Origin of the sequence: Aliirhizobium wenxiniae, assembly GCF_014201355.1 — a bacterium.
Taxonomy (GTDB): domain Bacteria; phylum Pseudomonadota; class Alphaproteobacteria; order Rhizobiales; family Rhizobiaceae; genus Neorhizobium; species Neorhizobium wenxiniae.
On the sequence record NZ_JACHEG010000004.1, the window covers coordinates 393,279 to 408,468 of the forward strand.

A 15,190-nucleotide genomic window follows, 5' to 3' on the forward strand; every position below is an offset into this window, starting at 1 on the left:
AGTCGCGGAAGATAACATAACCGAAATTTTCAAGTTGCCCAGTTTTCGGACTTTTTCTATTCCTTGTTCCTAAATACCAAGCTAGTTTAAGGCAAAAAATTAGGAAGTGGCATCGTGGCTAGTGAATTAGACCAATTCGACAAAAAGATCATGCAGGAGCTTTCGTCCGATGGACGCCTGTCAATCACCGAACTCGCCAGCCGCATCGGTCTATCCAAAACGCCCTGCCAATTGCGTCTGCGCCGGTTGATCGACGAAGGTTACATTGAAGGTTTTAGAGCGATCCTCAGTTCGCAAAAACTCGGTCTCGACCACATTGCCTTCGTTGAAGTCAAACTCAGCGACACGCGGGAAGAGGCTTTGAAGAGCTTCAACGATGCAGCTCGCAAGATCAGGGAGATCGAAGGCTGCCACATGATCGCCGGCCGCTTCGATTATCTCCTGAAGGTCCGTACCAGAGATATCAGGCGATATAGGATCGTGCTGGGTGAGAAAATTTCAACCCTTCCCTTCGTGGCGAACACATCCACGAACGTGGTAATGCAAACGGTCAAAGAAGACAGCCCGCAGCTCATGGCTTCGCCGGAATAGCGAACCTGTACTATCAACGCGCACTTTCCAGCCCATATTGTTCACGGTTTCGTTTTGTCCTAATGTGATGGCAAAACGAAAATCGAGGGGGCCGTGGAAACACCATGCATCTGACCAGCCGGCAGGAAGAGATTCTCGCGATCGCCAAGGAGCAGGGTAAGGTGCTGGTGGAGGATCTGGCCGCGCATTTCCAGGTCACCCCGCAGACGATCCGGAAAGACCTGAATGATCTCTGCGACAGTAAGGCGCTGAATCGCATCCATGGCGGAGCGGTCTTTCCGAGTGGCAATGAGAATGTCAAATACGAGGCGCGTCGCTCGATGGCTGCGGTCGAGAAACAGGCGATCGGCAGAGCTGCTGCCGAGATCATCCCCGATAATTCTTCGCTTTTCATCAATATAGGCACCACGACGGAGGCGGTCGGCGAAGCGCTTGTTGATCATCGCGAATTGATGGTTATCACTAATAATATCAATGTAGCCAACCGGTTACGTGTGTTTCCCTCGATCGAGGTCATTATTGCCGGTGGCGTTGTACGAGGGGCGGATGGTGGTATCGTGGGCGAGGCTGCTGTCGATTTCATCCGGCAGTTCAAGGTGGATTATGCCGTGATCGGTGTGTCGGCCATCGACGCAGATGGGGCGTTGCTCGATTTCGACTTTCGCGAGGTAAAGGTGGCACAGGCGATCATCGCCAATGCCCGACATGTTATCCTCGTATCAGACGCTTCGAAATTCGAGCGCACCGCACCGGTTCGCATGGGCCATGTTTCGCAGGTGCACACTTTCATTACTGACCGTTGTCCATCCCCGGAAATCCGGAAAATCTGTGCGGAAAGCGACGTCCGATTGATCGAGACGCATTAATCCCGCCCAATTTTTGCGTTCCGTCAATCTTCATTTGACATTCGTTTTTCTTTCATTTTAGACTGGCTTTAGTTTCGCAAATGCATAATTTTGTGCAATGCGAAAGTGAGTGGGGCCAGCGGTAGACAATGTCAGGCGATACGGTTTTCGATCTCTTCGTGATTGGCGGCGGCATCAACGGATGCGGCATCGCGCGCGATGCTGCGGGCAGGGGATATTCCGTCGCGCTTGCAGAAATGAACGATTTCGCCTCCGGCACGTCTTCCGGCGCCACCAAGCTGATCCATGGCGGGTTGCGTTATCTCGAGCATTACGAATTCCGTTTGGTACGGGAAGCATTGATGGAGCGAGAAGTGCTGTGGGCCATGGCCCCGCACGTCATCTGGCCGCTCCGTTTCGTGCTGCCCTACCAGAAGGGCGGCGTGCGTCCGGCCTGGCTGATCCGCCTCGGCCTGTTTCTTTACGACAATCTTGGCGGTCGCAAGCTTTTGCCGGCGACGAAGACGCTTGATCTGAGAACTGATCCGGCCGGCGAGCCGCTAAAACCGGTTTTCGGCAAGGCCTTCGAATATTCCGATGGCTGGGTGGATGACGCCCGCATGGTGGTGCTGAACGCTCGCGATGCGGCAGCGAAGGGTGCGACGATCCTCAATAGAGCCAGGGTGGTTTCCGCGCGTCGCGAAAATGGACTGTGGCAGATCGAGGTGCGCAACGAGGTGTCGGGCGTGACGACCGGCTACCGGGCGCGCATGGTCGTCAATGCCGGCGGCCCTTGGGTCGACCATGTTCTGTCCGGCGCTATCGGTCGCAACAACGTTCACAATGTCCGGCTCGTGCAGGGCAGCCATATCATCGTGCGCAAGAAGTTCGAGGACAAAAGAGCCTATTTCTTCCAGAACCCGGATAACCGCATCTTTTTCGCCATTCCTTACGAGACCGATTTCACCCTGATCGGAACGACGGATCGTGATTTTCCCGGTGATCCGAAGGACGTTAAGATCAGTCCGGAGGAAATCGAATATCTCTGCAATGCGGCGAGCGAATATTTCGCCGAACCCGTGACGGGTGATGACATCGTCTGGACCTATTCGGCTGTTCGCCCGCTTTACGACGATGGTGCTTCGAAGGCGCAGGAAGCGACCCGCGACTACGTTCTGAAGGTGGACGCGGCCGATGGTGCGCCGCTGCTCAACGTCTTCGGCGGCAAGTTGACTACCTATCGACGGCTGTCGGAACATGCGCTGGAAAAGATTGGCGAGGCGATCGGCGCGAAGGGTGGTCCGTGGACGGGAAAAAGCCACCTGCCCGGCGGTGATTTTCCGGTGACAGGGGCGAGGGAGCAGGAGCGCCGGCTGATTTTGGCCTATCCATTCCTGACCGAACGGCAGGCTTCGCGCCTGATCAAATGTTACGGCACGGATGCCAAGGCGATATTGGGAGACGCTACGGTATTGGAGGAGCTTGGGCGGCATTTCGGCGGGACGCTTTACGAGGCGGAAGTCCGCTGGCTGATCGAAAGGGAATGGGCGCAAACGGCTGAAGATGTGCTGTGGCGCCGCACCAAACAGGGATTGTTCCTGACCGCCGAAGAGGCAGTGGGACTGGAGGAGTACATGGCGGGAGCGCGCAGGGCGGCATAAAGCCCGAGGCATCACCGCTTGGTACCAGAGGGTTGGGAGGCCCGAGGTATATATGCTGGAATTGCGCAACGTGTCGAAGACGGTGGCGGGCGATTATCACATTCGCCCGACCGACCTGACATTAAAGCGGGGAACGCTGAACGTCCTGCTTGGGCCGACGCTTGCCGGCAAAACGTCGCTTATGCGGCTGATGGCGGGGCTCGACAAGCCAACGGAAGGGTCAATCCATTTCGATGGCGCTGACGTGACCGGCATGCCAGTGCAGAAGCGCAATGTCGCGATGGTATACCAGCAATTCATCAATTACCCGGCGCTTTCCGTTTATGAAAACATCGCCTCACCGATGCGGATTGCCGGCAAGGATCAAGCCACGATCGACCGCGAGGTGAAGAAGACCGCCGAGCTTCTGAAGCTGACGCCTTACCTTGATCGCACGCCGCTCAATCTCTCCGGCGGGCAGCAGCAGCGCACGGCGCTGGCGCGCGCAATCGTCAAGAACGCCAATCTGGTTCTGCTCGACGAACCGCTGGCCAACCTCGATTACAAGCTGCGCGAGGAGTTGCGCGAGGAACTGCCCAAAATCTTTGCCGCGTCCGGCGCGATCTTCGTCTATGCGACGACCGAGCCGTCAGAAGCGCTGCTGCTCGGCGGCAATACTGCGACTTTGCATGAGGGAGCCGTGACGCAGTTCGGCAGGACAGTGGACGTTTATCGTCGGCCTGCTGATCTCGTTACCGCTGAAATCTTTGCCGATCCACCGCTGAACACGATTGCATTGACGCGTTCCGGCAATGCCTTCCTCATCGAGGGCGAGCCGGTCATCCCTGTTCCGGCACATCTGGCTTCTATCCCGGATGGCCCGGTGACGCTTGCCTTCCAGCCGCATCACCTGTTTCTGCATGCCGCGAACGGCCACACGACACCGCTCACGGCCCGCACGCTGGTGTCGGAAATTGCAGGTTCGGAAAGCTTCATCCATCTCGGTTTTGCCGGTCGGCGCTGGGTGATGCTGGCGCATGGCATCCACGACATAGAACAGGACCGGCAGATCGAGGTGCATCTCGACAGCCGTCACCTGATGGCCTTCGACCAGACGACCGGCAAGGCGCTCGTCGCCGCGCCGCTGGCAGCGTGAGGAGAACGAGATGGCACGCATCACGCTCGAACATATCCGCCACGCCTATAGCGAAAAGGCCAAGGCCGCCGGCGATTACGCACTGAAGGAAGTTCATCACGAATGGGAGGATGGCGGCGCCTATGCCTTGCTTGGCCCTTCCGGATGCGGCAAGACCACGCTTCTTAACATCATTTCCGGCCTGCTGACGCCATCCGATGGCCGCATCCTTTTCGACGGCAAGGACGTGACCCAGCTTTCGACCGAGGAGCGCAACATCGCCCAGGTCTTCCAGTTCCCGGTCGTCTACGACACGATGACCGTGTTCGACAATCTCGCCTTTCCGCTGAGAAACCGGAAGGTGCCGGAAGCGGAGGTCGAAAAACGCGTCAACGAAATCCTCGAAATGACCGATCTTGCCGGTATGGCAAAACGCCGAGCGCAGAGGCTGACGGCGGACCAGAAGCAGAAGATCTCGCTCGGCCGGGGGCTGGTTCGTGCAAACGTCAACGCCATTCTATTTGACGAGCCGCTGACCGTCATCGACCCGCATATGAAGTGGGTGTTGCGCTCGCAATTGAAGCGCCTGCACCGGCAATCGCGCTTCACCATGGTTTATGTCACCCATGACCAGACCGAGGCGCTGACTTTTGCCGACAAGGTCGTCGTCATGCATGACGGCCAGATCGTACAGATCGGCACGCCGGCGGAACTGTTCGAGCGGCCGAGCCACACATTTGTCGGCTATTTCATCGGCTCTCCGGGCATGAACATCATGTCCGTAGCCATCGATGGCGCGACCGCGCGCATCGGCGACCAGAGTATCGCCCTTTCCGCCGCCCCTGTGCTGAAGGGCCAGGGCCGTATCGAACTCGGCATCCGCCCGGAGTTCATAAAACTCGGCCGCGAAGGCATGCCGATCACCATCAACAAGGTGGAGGATATCGGCCGCCAGAAGATCGTCCGCGCCTCTTTCTGCGGCCAGCCGATCTCGATCGTAGTGCCCGAGGATGATGATATTCCGGCCGACGCTAAGGTGACATTCGAAAAACAGGCGATTGGCATTTTTGCCGATAGCTGGCGTGCCATGAACGAAACCGGACGCCAGGAGGGCTGAACCATGGAAAAGACATGGAATAATAAGGCCTGGTTTCTGGTTCTGCCGGTCCTGCTGCTCGTCGCATTTTCTGCCGTCATTCCGTTGATGACCGTGGTCAATTATTCGGTTCAGGATACGTTTGGAAACAACCAGTTCTTCTGGGCGGGTACGGACTGGTTTGTCGAAATCCTGACCTCGCCGCGTTTTTGGGATGCGCTCTGGCGCAACCTGATCTTCTCTGGCGTCATCCTCGCCATCGAGGTCCCGCTCGGGATACTGATCGCGCTCAACATGCCGAAACATGGCATCGGCGTACCGGTCTGCCTCGTGCTGATGGCTCTGCCGCTGCTTATCCCGTGGAACGTTGTCGGCACGATCTGGCAGGTCTTTGGCCGCGTCGATATCGGGCTTCTCGGCTATTTCCTCAATTCGCTCGGCATCTCCTACAATTACACACAGAACCCGGCGCATGCCTGGGCAACGGTGATTGTCATGGATGTCTGGCACTGGACGAGCCTCGTCGTGCTGCTCTGCTATGCCGGCCTCGTCTCGATCCCGGATGCCTATTACCAGGCGGCCCGTATCGACGGTGCATCGCGCTGGTCTGTCTTCCGTTATATCCAGCTGCCCAAGATGAAGCGGGTCTTGCTGATCGCTGTGCTTCTGCGCTTCATGGATAGTTTCATGATCTACACCGAACCTTTCGTCGTCACCGGCGGCGGGCCGGGCAATTCGACGACATTCCTGTCGATCGATCTCGTAAAAATGGCGATCGGCCAGTTCGATCTCGGGCCGGCGGCGGCCATGTCGATCATCTACTTCCTGATCATCCTTCTGCTGTCATGGGTCTTCTACACCGTGATGACGCAGAGCGATGCAGAGCAGAAGTGAGGGGGAAACGCCATGACCAACAATAGCAGCGGCTCCCGTTTCGGCTTCCTGATCCCGGTGATCTATATCGTCTTTCTGCTTTTGCCGATCTACTGGCTCGTCAACATGAGCTTCAAGACCAATAGCGAGATCTTGGGCCAACTGACGCTCTGGCCGACAAATCCGACCCTTCGAAACTACACCGTCATCTTCACCGATCCAGCTTGGTATAACGGCTATATCAACTCAATCATCTATGTGGTGATGAACACAGTAATCTCCGTCCTTGTGGCGCTGCCGGCAGCCTATGCTTTCTCGCGCTACCGGTTTTTAGGCGACAAGCACCTGTTCTTCTGGCTCTTGACCAACCGAATGGCGCCGCCTGCCGTCTTCGCGCTGCCCTTCTTCCAGCTCTATTCGGCTTTTGGTCTGATCGACACGCATATCGCGGTCGCCATCGCGCATTGCCTGTTCAACGTGCCGCTTGCGGTCTGGATTCTGGAAGGTTTCATGTCCGGCGTGCCGAAGGAGATCGATGAAACCGCCTATATTGACGGTTATTCCTTCCCGCGCTTCTTCGTGAAGATCTTCATGCCGCTGATTGCGTCGGGCATCGGGGTCGCCGCCTTCTTCTGCTTCATGTTCTCGTGGGTCGAGCTTCTGATCGCCCGCACGCTGACGACGACGGACGCCAAGCCGATCGCGGCGACCATGACCCGCACGGTCTCTGCCTCCGGCATGGACTGGGGCGTGCTGGCGGCAGCCGGTGTATTGACCATCATTCCGGGTGCGCTCGTCATCTATTTCGTCCGCAACTACATCGCCAAGGGCTTTGCCCTCGGCCGCGTTTGAGAATGGGAGAGGGATCATGAGCTTTTCCTGGATGGCCTGGACACTGCCGACAGCGATCTTCTTCATCACCATTTTCGCGCTCATCGCCGCGTTGGGTGTGTGGGAATATTTCTCACCGGGCGGCGGCCCTCGGGTCGGTATTTTGCGGTTCGAGACGACAAGGGGCGACCGCCTGTTCGTTTCGCTGCTCGGCTCCGCTTTCATTCATCTCGCATGGCTGGGTCTTGGAGGCCCCAGCCTGTGGTGGGCTTTGGCCTTGTCGGTGGTTTACGCGATCGGCGTATTCCGTTTCGTTTAGGGCCAAGACAATAGGGCGGTGGGAGGAGGTCCAGCCGCCAAGACTTAAGTGAACTGCAATCGCATCAACCGGGAGGACTAGATATGCGACGGCATCTTATGACGACGACGGCAGTCATGCTGCTGGCAATGACGGGGGCGGCCCATGCCGATATGGCGGCAGCCAAGAAATTCCTCGACGCGGAAATCGGCGATCAGTCATCGCTTTCCCGCGCCGAACAAGAAAAGGAAATGCAGTGGTTCATCGATGCAGCAAAGCCTTTTGCCGGCATGGACATCAAGGTGGTTTCGGAAACCATCACCACGCACGAATATGAATCCAAGGTTCTCGCCAAGGCATTCAGTGACATCACCGGCATCAAGATCACTCATGACCTGATCGGCGAAGGCGACGTGGTCGAAAAACTGCAGACGCAGATGCAGTCGGGCGAAAACGTCTATGATGCCTATGTCAACGACTCGGACCTGATCGGTACCCATTGGCGTTACCAGCAGGCCCGTTCACTGACCAAGTGGATGGCGAACGAAGGTAAGGACGTCACCAATCCCGGCCTCGACCTTCAGGACTTCATCGGCCTCAAATTCACCACCGCACCGGATGGCGATCTCTACCAGCTGCCCGACCAGCAGTTCGCCAACCTCTACTGGTTCCGCTACGACTGGTTCAATGACGAAAAGAACAAGGCCGATTTCAAAGCCAAGTATGGTTATGACCTCGGTGTGCCGGTCAACTGGTCGGCCTATGAGGATATCGCCGAATTCTTCACCGGCCGCGAGGTGAACGGCAAGAAGGTCTATGGCCATATGGACTATGGCAAGAAGGACCCATCGCTTGGCTGGCGCTTCACCGATGCATGGCTTTCCATGGCGGGCAACGGCGACAAGGGCCTACCGAACGGTCTTCCGGTCGATGAATGGGGTATCAAGGTTAACGAAAAATCACAGCCGGTCGGCTCCTGCGTCGCCCGCGGTGGTGATACCAACGGCCCGGCCGCGGTCTATTCCATCCAAAAATACCTGGACTGGATGAAGGCCTATGCACCGGCTGCCGCCAACGGCATGACCTTCTCCGAATCCGGTCCGGTTCCGGGGCAGGGTGAAGTCGCTCAGCAGATGTTCACCTACACGGCCTTTACGGCGGACTTCGTCAAGAAGGGCTTGCCGGTGGTGAATGACGACGGCACGCCGAAATGGCGTTTCGCACCGTCGCCGCATGGCGTCTATTGGAAGGACGGGATGAAGCTCGGTTATCAGGACGTCGGCTCCTGGACGTTGCTGAAATCCACCCCAGACGATCGCGCCAAGGCGGCGTGGCTTTATGCACAGTTCGTCGTGTCGAAGACCGTGGATGTGAAGAAGAGCCATGTCGGCCTGACGCTCATTCGCGACTCGTCGATCAACCACAAGTCCTTCACCGATCGTGCACCGAAACTCGGTGGCCTGATCGAGTTCTATCGCTCGCCCGCCCGCGTCCAGTGGTCGCCGACCGGTACGAACATCCCGGACTATCCCAAGCTGGCACAGCTGTGGTGGCAGGCGATCGGTGACGCGTCTTCGGGTGCCAAGACTGCGCAGGCGGCGATGGACTCGTTGTGCGCCGAGCAGGAAAAGGTGCTGCAGCGCCTGGAACGCGCAGGCGTTCAGGGCGAGATGGGGCCGAAGCTCGCCGAAGAGCACGATCTCGAATACTGGAACAAGGATGCGGTTTCCAAGGGCAACCTTGCGCCGCAGCTGAAGATCGAGAACGAGAAGGAAAAGCCGATTACCGTCAACTACGACGAATTGGTGAAGAGCTGGCAGAAATAATCGCCGCAAAGGCTATATGAAAAAGCGCCGGGGCGTGCCATCGCGCCCCGGCGAACCATCGGAAAGCATTGAGGAGATGAAGACATATGGGTGGTTATATCCTTGCGATCGACCAGGGAACGACATCGAGCCGGGCAATCGTTTTCGATGGCGACATGGCGATCAAGGGGTTCGGCCAGCAGGAATTCACTCAGTTCTTTCCGGCCTCCGGCTGGGTCGAGCATGACCCGGAAGAAATCTGGCAAAGCGTGCTGGCAACGGCCCGCTCGGCAATCGAGAAGGCTGGAACCTCGGCCGCCGATATCGCGGCGATCGGCATCACCAATCAGCGCGAAACCGTTGTCGTCTGGGACCGCAAGACCGGCAAGCCATTGCATCCGGCGATCGTCTGGCAGGACCGCCGCACATCTGGACTTTGCGAGGAATTGAAGGGTAGGGCGCTTGAAGCCGCCTTCACGGAAAAGACCGGCCTTCTGCTCGATCCCTATTTTTCCGGGACAAAGCTTTCTTGGCTGCTTTCCAATGTCGAGGGTCTCCGTGCCCGCGCTGAAGTTGGCGAAGTCTGCTTCGGCACGGTTGACAGCTGGCTGATCTACAAACTCACCGCCGGCAAGGCGCATGTCACCGATGCCACGAATGCCTCGCGTACGCTGATCTATAATATCGGCGAAAATGACTGGGATGACGAGTTACTCGGGATTCTTGACATTCCGCGCGCGATGCTACCGGAGGTCAAGGACTGCGCAGCCGATTTCGGCGTAGCGGACAAATCGATGTTCGGCGCTGAAATACCGATCCTCGGCGTTGCCGGCGATCAGCAGGCCGCCGTCATCGGCAATGCCTGCTTCGAGCCCGGCATGCTGAAATCCACTTACGGAACTGGCTGCTTCGCGCTTCTTAACACCGGCACAGACCGTGTCACATCCTCCAACCGGCTCCTGACCACCATCGCCTATCGCCTCGATGGCGTCACGACTTATGCGCTGGAAGGCTCGATTTTTATCGCCGGCGCCGCAGTGCAATGGCTGCGCGATGAGCTCGGTTTCATCAAGGTGGCTTCGGAAGTCGGCGCGTTGGCACGACAGGCTGATCCGAAACAGCGACTCTACATGGTGCCGGCTTTCACCGGGCTGGGCGCACCCTATTGGGATGCGGAGGCCCGTGGCGCGATCTTCGGACTTACCCGCAGCAGCGGCCCGGCGGAATTTGCCCGCGCGGCGCTGGAAAGCGTCGCCTTCCAGACCCACGACCTTCTCGAAGCGATGAAGAAGGATTGGCAAGGCCACGGCGCAACGACGGTGCTGCGCGTCGATGGCGGCATGGTTGCCTCCAACTGGACGATGCAACGCCTTTCCGACATCCTCGCTGCACCCGTTGACCGGCCGGAACTCCTGGAGACGACAGCGCTCGGCGCTGCATGGCTTGCAGGTTCCCGCGCCGGCGTCTGGCCCGATGCAAAAGGGTTTTCCGCGCATTGGAAACGTGACACGCGTTTTGAACCTGAAATGGCTGACGACGAACGGAAGACAGCGATCGCAGGATGGCAGGATAGCGTCTCGCGCTGCCTCACCCGACGCGCCTGACGCTATAGGTCACTTTGTCTCTTCAGGCTCGTCAAGCACGCGGCTGAACGCGCTGAGCTGATCCATGAGGTGACCAAACTCTGCTTCGCCGAGAGCCGCGTGGAAGCGTTTGCGCGCTCGGCGTGCGGCGGCTGCAACCTGTTTCAGCATCTCCTCGCCTTCCGGGGTGATGTATATCAGGCGTGCGCGCTTATCGCTCGGATCGACCTCTCGACGAACGTAACCCTGGTTCTCAAGCCCCTCCAGGCACTTGGTTACGGATGAACGATCAAGCGCGATCCGCTCTCCCATCGTATTCTGGTGAATGCCGGGTTCGATATGGGCAAAGGCCAAGGCACTGTATTGTGTCGGAGAAAAACCGAGATCCCCTGCCTCCTGCGTGAACATTGCGAGTGCCACCTGCTGGCAGCGCCGCAGCAGAATGCCGTGCGAATGCAGGATTTCATGAGCAGTAACGATCACGCCGGTGTGCCTCCTTTTGCCGGATTGACAATTATCAATTGGTGGCGTAGCTGATGATCAGCTATCCAACTAATTCGGTGCGGCGGAGGACCGCGCTGTCTAGCGACAGCGTCCTTGTGTTCACTCGCGCCTTTTTTGTTGTTGCATGTCCGCGATTCATTGTCCCGCTTCCCCCCTCGATATCCCCACCTCTGACACTATGGGGAGCAGGGTTGCGACGAAATTTGTCCGATATTTCGCGCACGCGCACGCGCAACGCGCCTTCAAGGCTGAAGCTTTCACCTCGGAGGCATCAGCCTCTTCTTCTCATAGTCAGGAAAACGATGACTAGACAGTCGAAAGACCCCAACGGAACGTTGATGATGTCGCGCCGCGGCATTCTGCTCGGCGGTGCGACGCTGTTCGCCGGCACCCTTGCTGCAGCGCTCTGTCCCACGCTCTCGCTGGCGGCCGTCGATGCCGGCACGCAGGGACAGTTCATGAAACTGTCCAATCTACTGATCCAGCATCAGCTCAGCCCGGCGGTCGGCGCGCGTATCGCCGATACGGCAAGCGGTGAATACAAGAAGCTTCCGCAGATGCTCGATGCGATCATCGCCATTGCCGAGAAGAAAAATGCCGTGCAGGTCGAAGACTTCTTTGCCGACATCCCAGATGGCGAGTTGAAGGACTTTGCCCATTGGGTGATCTCTGCCTGGTATAGCGGCTGTTCTTCCGAGAAGCGCAATGCCACCGTCTTCACCTATGAAGAGGCGCTGACCTTCAAGACGACAAGCGATGTCGTGACCATTCCCTCTTATGGGATTTCCGGCCCGAACCTGTGGACCCGCCCCAATCTTCCGTTGTCGGCGCCTATGCCACGCTTCTGACGAAACCCAGCCAAGAAAAGTCCTTTCCCCATGGTTACCAAGAATAGTGCCGACGTCGTCATCGTCGGGACGGGCGTCGTCGGCGTTGTGATTGCCGAACAGTTGCTCGATGCAGGCCATTCCGTGCTGATGATCGAAGCCGGCCCGCGTGTCACACGCGCCGAAGTGGTCGAAAACTGGCGCAATGCTCCCCTCGGCGTGAAGGGCGACACATCGGTCGCCTATCCTTCGCGCCTCTGGGCGCCGCACCCGATGGGCGGAGAGAAGCCGGAAGACGCCTATCTGCAGTTTACCGGTCCCGACGCCTATGATCAGACCTTCATCCGTTACGCCGGCGGCTCGACGTGGCACTGGGCCGGCACATCCTGGCGCCTGACGCCGGAGGACATGCGCCTCAACTCGCTCTACGGCGTTGGCCGCGACTGGGCCTTCGACTACGACACGCTGGAACCCTATTACGTCCGCACCGAGCACAAGCTCGGCATTTGCGGGCCGTCCGACCGGTCGCAGCAATGGCCGCAGACCGGTGACCGATCGGCACCCTATCCGATGCCGGCTTTGCCCTTCTCGCCGGGCGAAGTGCGTTTCACCGAAGTCGTCAAGACGCTGGGCTATAACAATATTCCCGTTGCCCAGGCACGCAACAGCGGCATGCCCTATGACGGTCGCCCCGCCTGCTGCGCCAACAATAACTGCGTACCGGTCTGTCCCGTCGCGGCCAAATACGATGCGGAAACAGCACTGCATCGTCTCGAAAAGAAGGGCGCGACGCTGCTCGTGGACTCGGTCGTCTACAAGGTCGAGACCAATGCCCAGAACAAGATCGAGGCAGTTCACTTCTACGACCAGCACAAGGAAACCCACCGCATTACCGGCAAGCTCTTCGTGCTCGCCTGCAACGGCCTGGAAAACCCGAAACTGCTGTTGATGTCAAAGGACGACCGCAACCCGAACGGTGTGGCCAACTCGTCCGATCAAGTCGGTCGCAACATGATGGACCATCCTGCCCGCACGTTCACCGTCACCACCAAGGATCCTTTCTGGTCGGGCGTCGGTCCGGTCGTCAATTCGGGCATCATGGAAACGTCGCAAGGCGCATTCCGCTCCGAGCATGCGGGCGCCTATTTCCGCTACAACAACTTCGCCCGCAACCGTTTCGTTACCTTCGCGGCACTGAAGAAGGGATTGGTGGGCAAAGCTCTGGACGACGAAATCCGGCGCATGGCGGCCTGCACCGCCGATATCGTCGCTGCGCACGAAATTCTGCCCGACCCGAACAATCGCCTCACCCTGTCCGATAAGAAGGACTGGCTCGGCCTTCCGAAGCCGTCGATCAATTATGACGTCGGCGACTATGTCCGCAAAAGCTGGGAAGCTTACTCCCAGCCGATCGGCAAGCAGATCGCCGAGGCGATGGGTGCGGTCGACATCAAGATCAGCCCGAAGTTCAACAACAGCAAGCACATCATGGGCGGCACCATCATGGGTAAGGATGCGTCGAACTCGGTTGTCGATGTGGATTGCCGTGCCCACGACCACGAAAACCTGTTCATCCCTGGCGGCGGGGCAATGGCAGCCGGTGCCTGCGGCAACAGCACCATCACCATGACCGCGCTCGCCCTCAAGGCCGGCGACGCCATTGTCGAGCAGATGCGGGGCGCCTGATCATGAAGACCGTAAAATCCTTCGTCCTTGTGGCACCGCTCGCCCTTATCGCCCTTGCGCCGGCGGCAGCACAGGAATTTTCCAAGGAACTGATCGAGAAAGGCCGTTATCTGGCGACCGCTTCCGACTGCGTTGCCTGTCATACCAATCACGACGGCGGAAAGCCCATGGCGGGCGGCCTGCCGATGGCATCGCCAGTCGGCACCATCATGTCGACGAACATCACGCCTTCGAAGGAATTCGGCATCGGTAGCTATAGCGAAGCGCAGTTCTCCGATGCGGTTCGCAAGGGTATTCGCGCTGATGGCGCAAACCTCTATCCGGCCATGCCCTATGTGTCCTATTCCAACATGAAGGATGAGGACATCCATGCGCTCTATGCCTATTTCATGCAGGGCGTTGAGCCGGTGGATGAAAAGGCAATGGAAACAAAGCTACCGTTCCCGATGAACATCCGCGCTTCGATGATCGGCTGGAACATGCTGTTTCGTCCGAACGAAACGCACAAGGATGATCCGACCCAGTCGGCTGAATGGAACCGTGGCAAGTATCTCGCCGAAGGCGCCGCTCACTGCAGCACCTGCCATACACCACGCGGCATCTTCATGCAGGAACAGAAGAGCCTCAACCTGACCGGCGGTCAGGTCGGTCCCTGGTATGCACCCGACATCACCAATGACAAGGTGCATGGTATCGGTACATGGAGCCAGGAAGATCTGGTCACTTACCTGAAGACGGGCAAGCTGGATAACAAGGCGCAGGCGGCCGGCAGCATGGCGGAGGCGATCAGCTATTCTCTCCAGCACCTGACCGATGCGGACCTGAACGCGATTGCCACGTATGTGCGCAGCGTCCCCTCCACGAAGGCCGGCGAGACGACGGGTGCCACCCGCTTCGACAAGGGCACGGCAGACAACGACATGGCGGCCTTCCGCGGCAGGGACTATGCCGATGGTCTGAAAGGCGATCATGCCGGCGCGCAGATCTTTGCAGCCAACTGCGCCTCCTGCCACGGTTACAATGCCCAAGGCACGAAGGACGGCTATTATCCGAGCCTGTTCCACAATGCCGCCACGGCCGGCGATAACTCGATCAACGTCATTTCCGCGATCCTCAACGGCGTTGATCGACACACCGAAGCCGGTCATGTCTTCATGCCGCCCTTCGGCGATCAGGTGAATGCCGTCGTGCAGTTGAACAATGTCGAGGTTGCCTCGCTCTCCAACTACCTGTTGGCACAATATGGCAACGACAAGCTCAAGGTGACACCGGAAGACGTTCAGGTGATCCGCGAAGGCGGGCCAAAATCGAACATGATCCAGCTTGCAAGGATCGGTTTGGCTGGTGGCGCTGCTGCCGTCGCTTTCCTGCTGGCCGGTTTCATCTGGTATCGCGCACGCAGAAAGAAGCCGTCGGTTCTGTCGGAGTAAGAACTCATGTTACCCGCCTGTCGTTCAATGGGCGGGTAACATGGAA

The 15,190-nt window shown here is 58.3% G+C and carries 14 protein-coding genes; 13 read left to right on the forward strand and 1 reads right to left on the reverse strand.

The features are described from left to right. Positions 1–114 precede the first annotated feature (114 nt). The 10 genes from HNQ72_RS19360 (at position 115) to glpK (ending at position 10,718) form a co-directional block, all read left to right on the forward strand. Entirely contained in the window at positions 115–591 is a 477-nt protein-coding gene (locus HNQ72_RS19360) for an Lrp/AsnC family transcriptional regulator (protein ID WP_280518275.1), read from the forward strand. Positions 592–695: 104 nt separating this feature from the next. Next, entirely contained in the window at positions 696–1,457 is a 762-nt protein-coding gene (locus tag HNQ72_RS19365) for a DeoR/GlpR family DNA-binding transcription regulator (RefSeq protein ID WP_183994360.1), read from the forward strand. A gap of 128 nt (positions 1,458–1,585) precedes the next feature. Beyond that, complete coding sequence (glpD, locus tag HNQ72_RS19370) at positions 1,586–3,097, forward strand: glycerol-3-phosphate dehydrogenase (protein WP_183994362.1); 1,512 nt, start codon at positions 1,586–1,588, stop codon at positions 3,095–3,097. 52 nt (positions 3,098–3,149) lie between these two features. Further along, positions 3,150–4,232: an ABC transporter ATP-binding protein gene (locus HNQ72_RS19375; RefSeq protein WP_183994364.1), complete on the forward strand. Its 1,083-nt coding sequence runs from the start codon at positions 3,150–3,152 to the stop codon at positions 4,230–4,232. A gap of 10 nt (positions 4,233–4,242) precedes the next feature. After that, positions 4,243–5,328, forward strand: a complete 1,086-nt coding sequence (locus HNQ72_RS19380; protein ID WP_183994365.1) for an ABC transporter ATP-binding protein — start codon at positions 4,243–4,245, stop codon at positions 5,326–5,328. A gap of 3 nt (positions 5,329–5,331) precedes the next feature. Then, complete coding sequence (locus HNQ72_RS19385) at positions 5,332–6,201, forward strand: carbohydrate ABC transporter permease (protein ID WP_183994367.1); 870 nt, start codon at positions 5,332–5,334, stop codon at positions 6,199–6,201. A 12-nt stretch (positions 6,202–6,213) separates the two neighbouring features. Next, entirely contained in the window at positions 6,214–7,032 is an 819-nt protein-coding gene (locus HNQ72_RS19390) for a carbohydrate ABC transporter permease (protein ID WP_183994369.1), read from the forward strand. 16 nt (positions 7,033–7,048) lie between these two features. Then, complete coding sequence (locus HNQ72_RS19395) at positions 7,049–7,330, forward strand: DUF2160 domain-containing protein (protein WP_183994371.1); 282 nt, start codon at positions 7,049–7,051, stop codon at positions 7,328–7,330. 83 nt (positions 7,331–7,413) lie between these two features. Beyond that, positions 7,414–9,135, forward strand: coding sequence for an ABC transporter substrate-binding protein (locus HNQ72_RS19400; protein WP_183994373.1), 1,722 nt, complete (start codon positions 7,414–7,416; stop codon positions 9,133–9,135). Positions 9,136–9,221: 86 nt separating this feature from the next. Beyond that, positions 9,222–10,718, forward strand: a complete 1,497-nt coding sequence (gene glpK / locus HNQ72_RS19405; RefSeq protein WP_183994375.1) for a glycerol kinase GlpK — start codon at positions 9,222–9,224, stop codon at positions 10,716–10,718. Positions 10,719–10,727: 9 nt separating this feature from the next. Here glpK and HNQ72_RS19410 read toward each other — a convergent pair whose 3' ends face one another. After that, positions 10,728–11,180: a MarR family winged helix-turn-helix transcriptional regulator gene (locus HNQ72_RS19410; RefSeq protein WP_183994377.1), complete on the reverse strand. Its 453-nt coding sequence runs from the start codon at positions 11,178–11,180 to the stop codon at positions 10,728–10,730. A gap of 323 nt (positions 11,181–11,503) precedes the next feature. On the opposite strand from HNQ72_RS19410, the gene HNQ72_RS19415 reads away from it, so the two are divergent. From HNQ72_RS19415 to HNQ72_RS19425, 3 genes are read left to right on the forward strand one after another with little or no spacing between them, the layout of a single operon-like run. Then, on the forward strand, positions 11,504–12,049 hold the full coding sequence (locus HNQ72_RS19415; protein ID WP_210319648.1) for a sugar dehydrogenase complex small subunit: 546 nt from the start codon (positions 11,504–11,506) through the stop codon (positions 12,047–12,049). Between the two features lie 30 nt (positions 12,050–12,079). Next, on the forward strand, positions 12,080–13,714 hold the full coding sequence (locus tag HNQ72_RS19420; RefSeq protein WP_183994379.1) for a GMC family oxidoreductase: 1,635 nt from the start codon (positions 12,080–12,082) through the stop codon (positions 13,712–13,714). A gap of 2 nt (positions 13,715–13,716) precedes the next feature. Then, on the forward strand, positions 13,717–15,144 hold the full coding sequence (locus HNQ72_RS19425; protein ID WP_183994381.1) for a cytochrome c: 1,428 nt from the start codon (positions 13,717–13,719) through the stop codon (positions 15,142–15,144). Positions 15,145–15,190: the final 46 nt, after the last annotated feature.

Coding starts and splice junctions, on each gene's coding strand:
- HNQ72_RS19365 (WP_183994360.1), top strand. CDS start 696: ATGCATCTGACCAGCCGGCAGGAAGAGATTCTCGCGATCGCCAAGGAG.
- glpD (WP_183994362.1), top strand. CDS start 1,586: ATGTCAGGCGATACGGTTTTCGATCTCTTCGTGATTGGCGGCGGCATC.
- HNQ72_RS19375 (WP_183994364.1), top strand. CDS start 3,150: ATGCTGGAATTGCGCAACGTGTCGAAGACGGTGGCGGGCGATTATCAC.
- HNQ72_RS19380 (WP_183994365.1), top strand. CDS start 4,243: ATGGCACGCATCACGCTCGAACATATCCGCCACGCCTATAGCGAAAAG.
- HNQ72_RS19385 (WP_183994367.1), top strand. CDS start 5,332: ATGGAAAAGACATGGAATAATAAGGCCTGGTTTCTGGTTCTGCCGGTC.
- HNQ72_RS19390 (WP_183994369.1), top strand. CDS start 6,214: ATGACCAACAATAGCAGCGGCTCCCGTTTCGGCTTCCTGATCCCGGTG.
- HNQ72_RS19395 (WP_183994371.1), top strand. CDS start 7,049: ATGAGCTTTTCCTGGATGGCCTGGACACTGCCGACAGCGATCTTCTTC.
- HNQ72_RS19400 (WP_183994373.1), top strand. CDS start 7,414: ATGCGACGGCATCTTATGACGACGACGGCAGTCATGCTGCTGGCAATG.
- glpK (WP_183994375.1), top strand. CDS start 9,222: ATGGGTGGTTATATCCTTGCGATCGACCAGGGAACGACATCGAGCCGG.
- HNQ72_RS19415 (WP_210319648.1), top strand. CDS start 11,504: ATGACTAGACAGTCGAAAGACCCCAACGGAACGTTGATGATGTCGCGC.
- HNQ72_RS19420 (WP_183994379.1), top strand. CDS start 12,080: ATGGTTACCAAGAATAGTGCCGACGTCGTCATCGTCGGGACGGGCGTC.
- HNQ72_RS19425 (WP_183994381.1), top strand. CDS start 13,717: ATGAAGACCGTAAAATCCTTCGTCCTTGTGGCACCGCTCGCCCTTATC.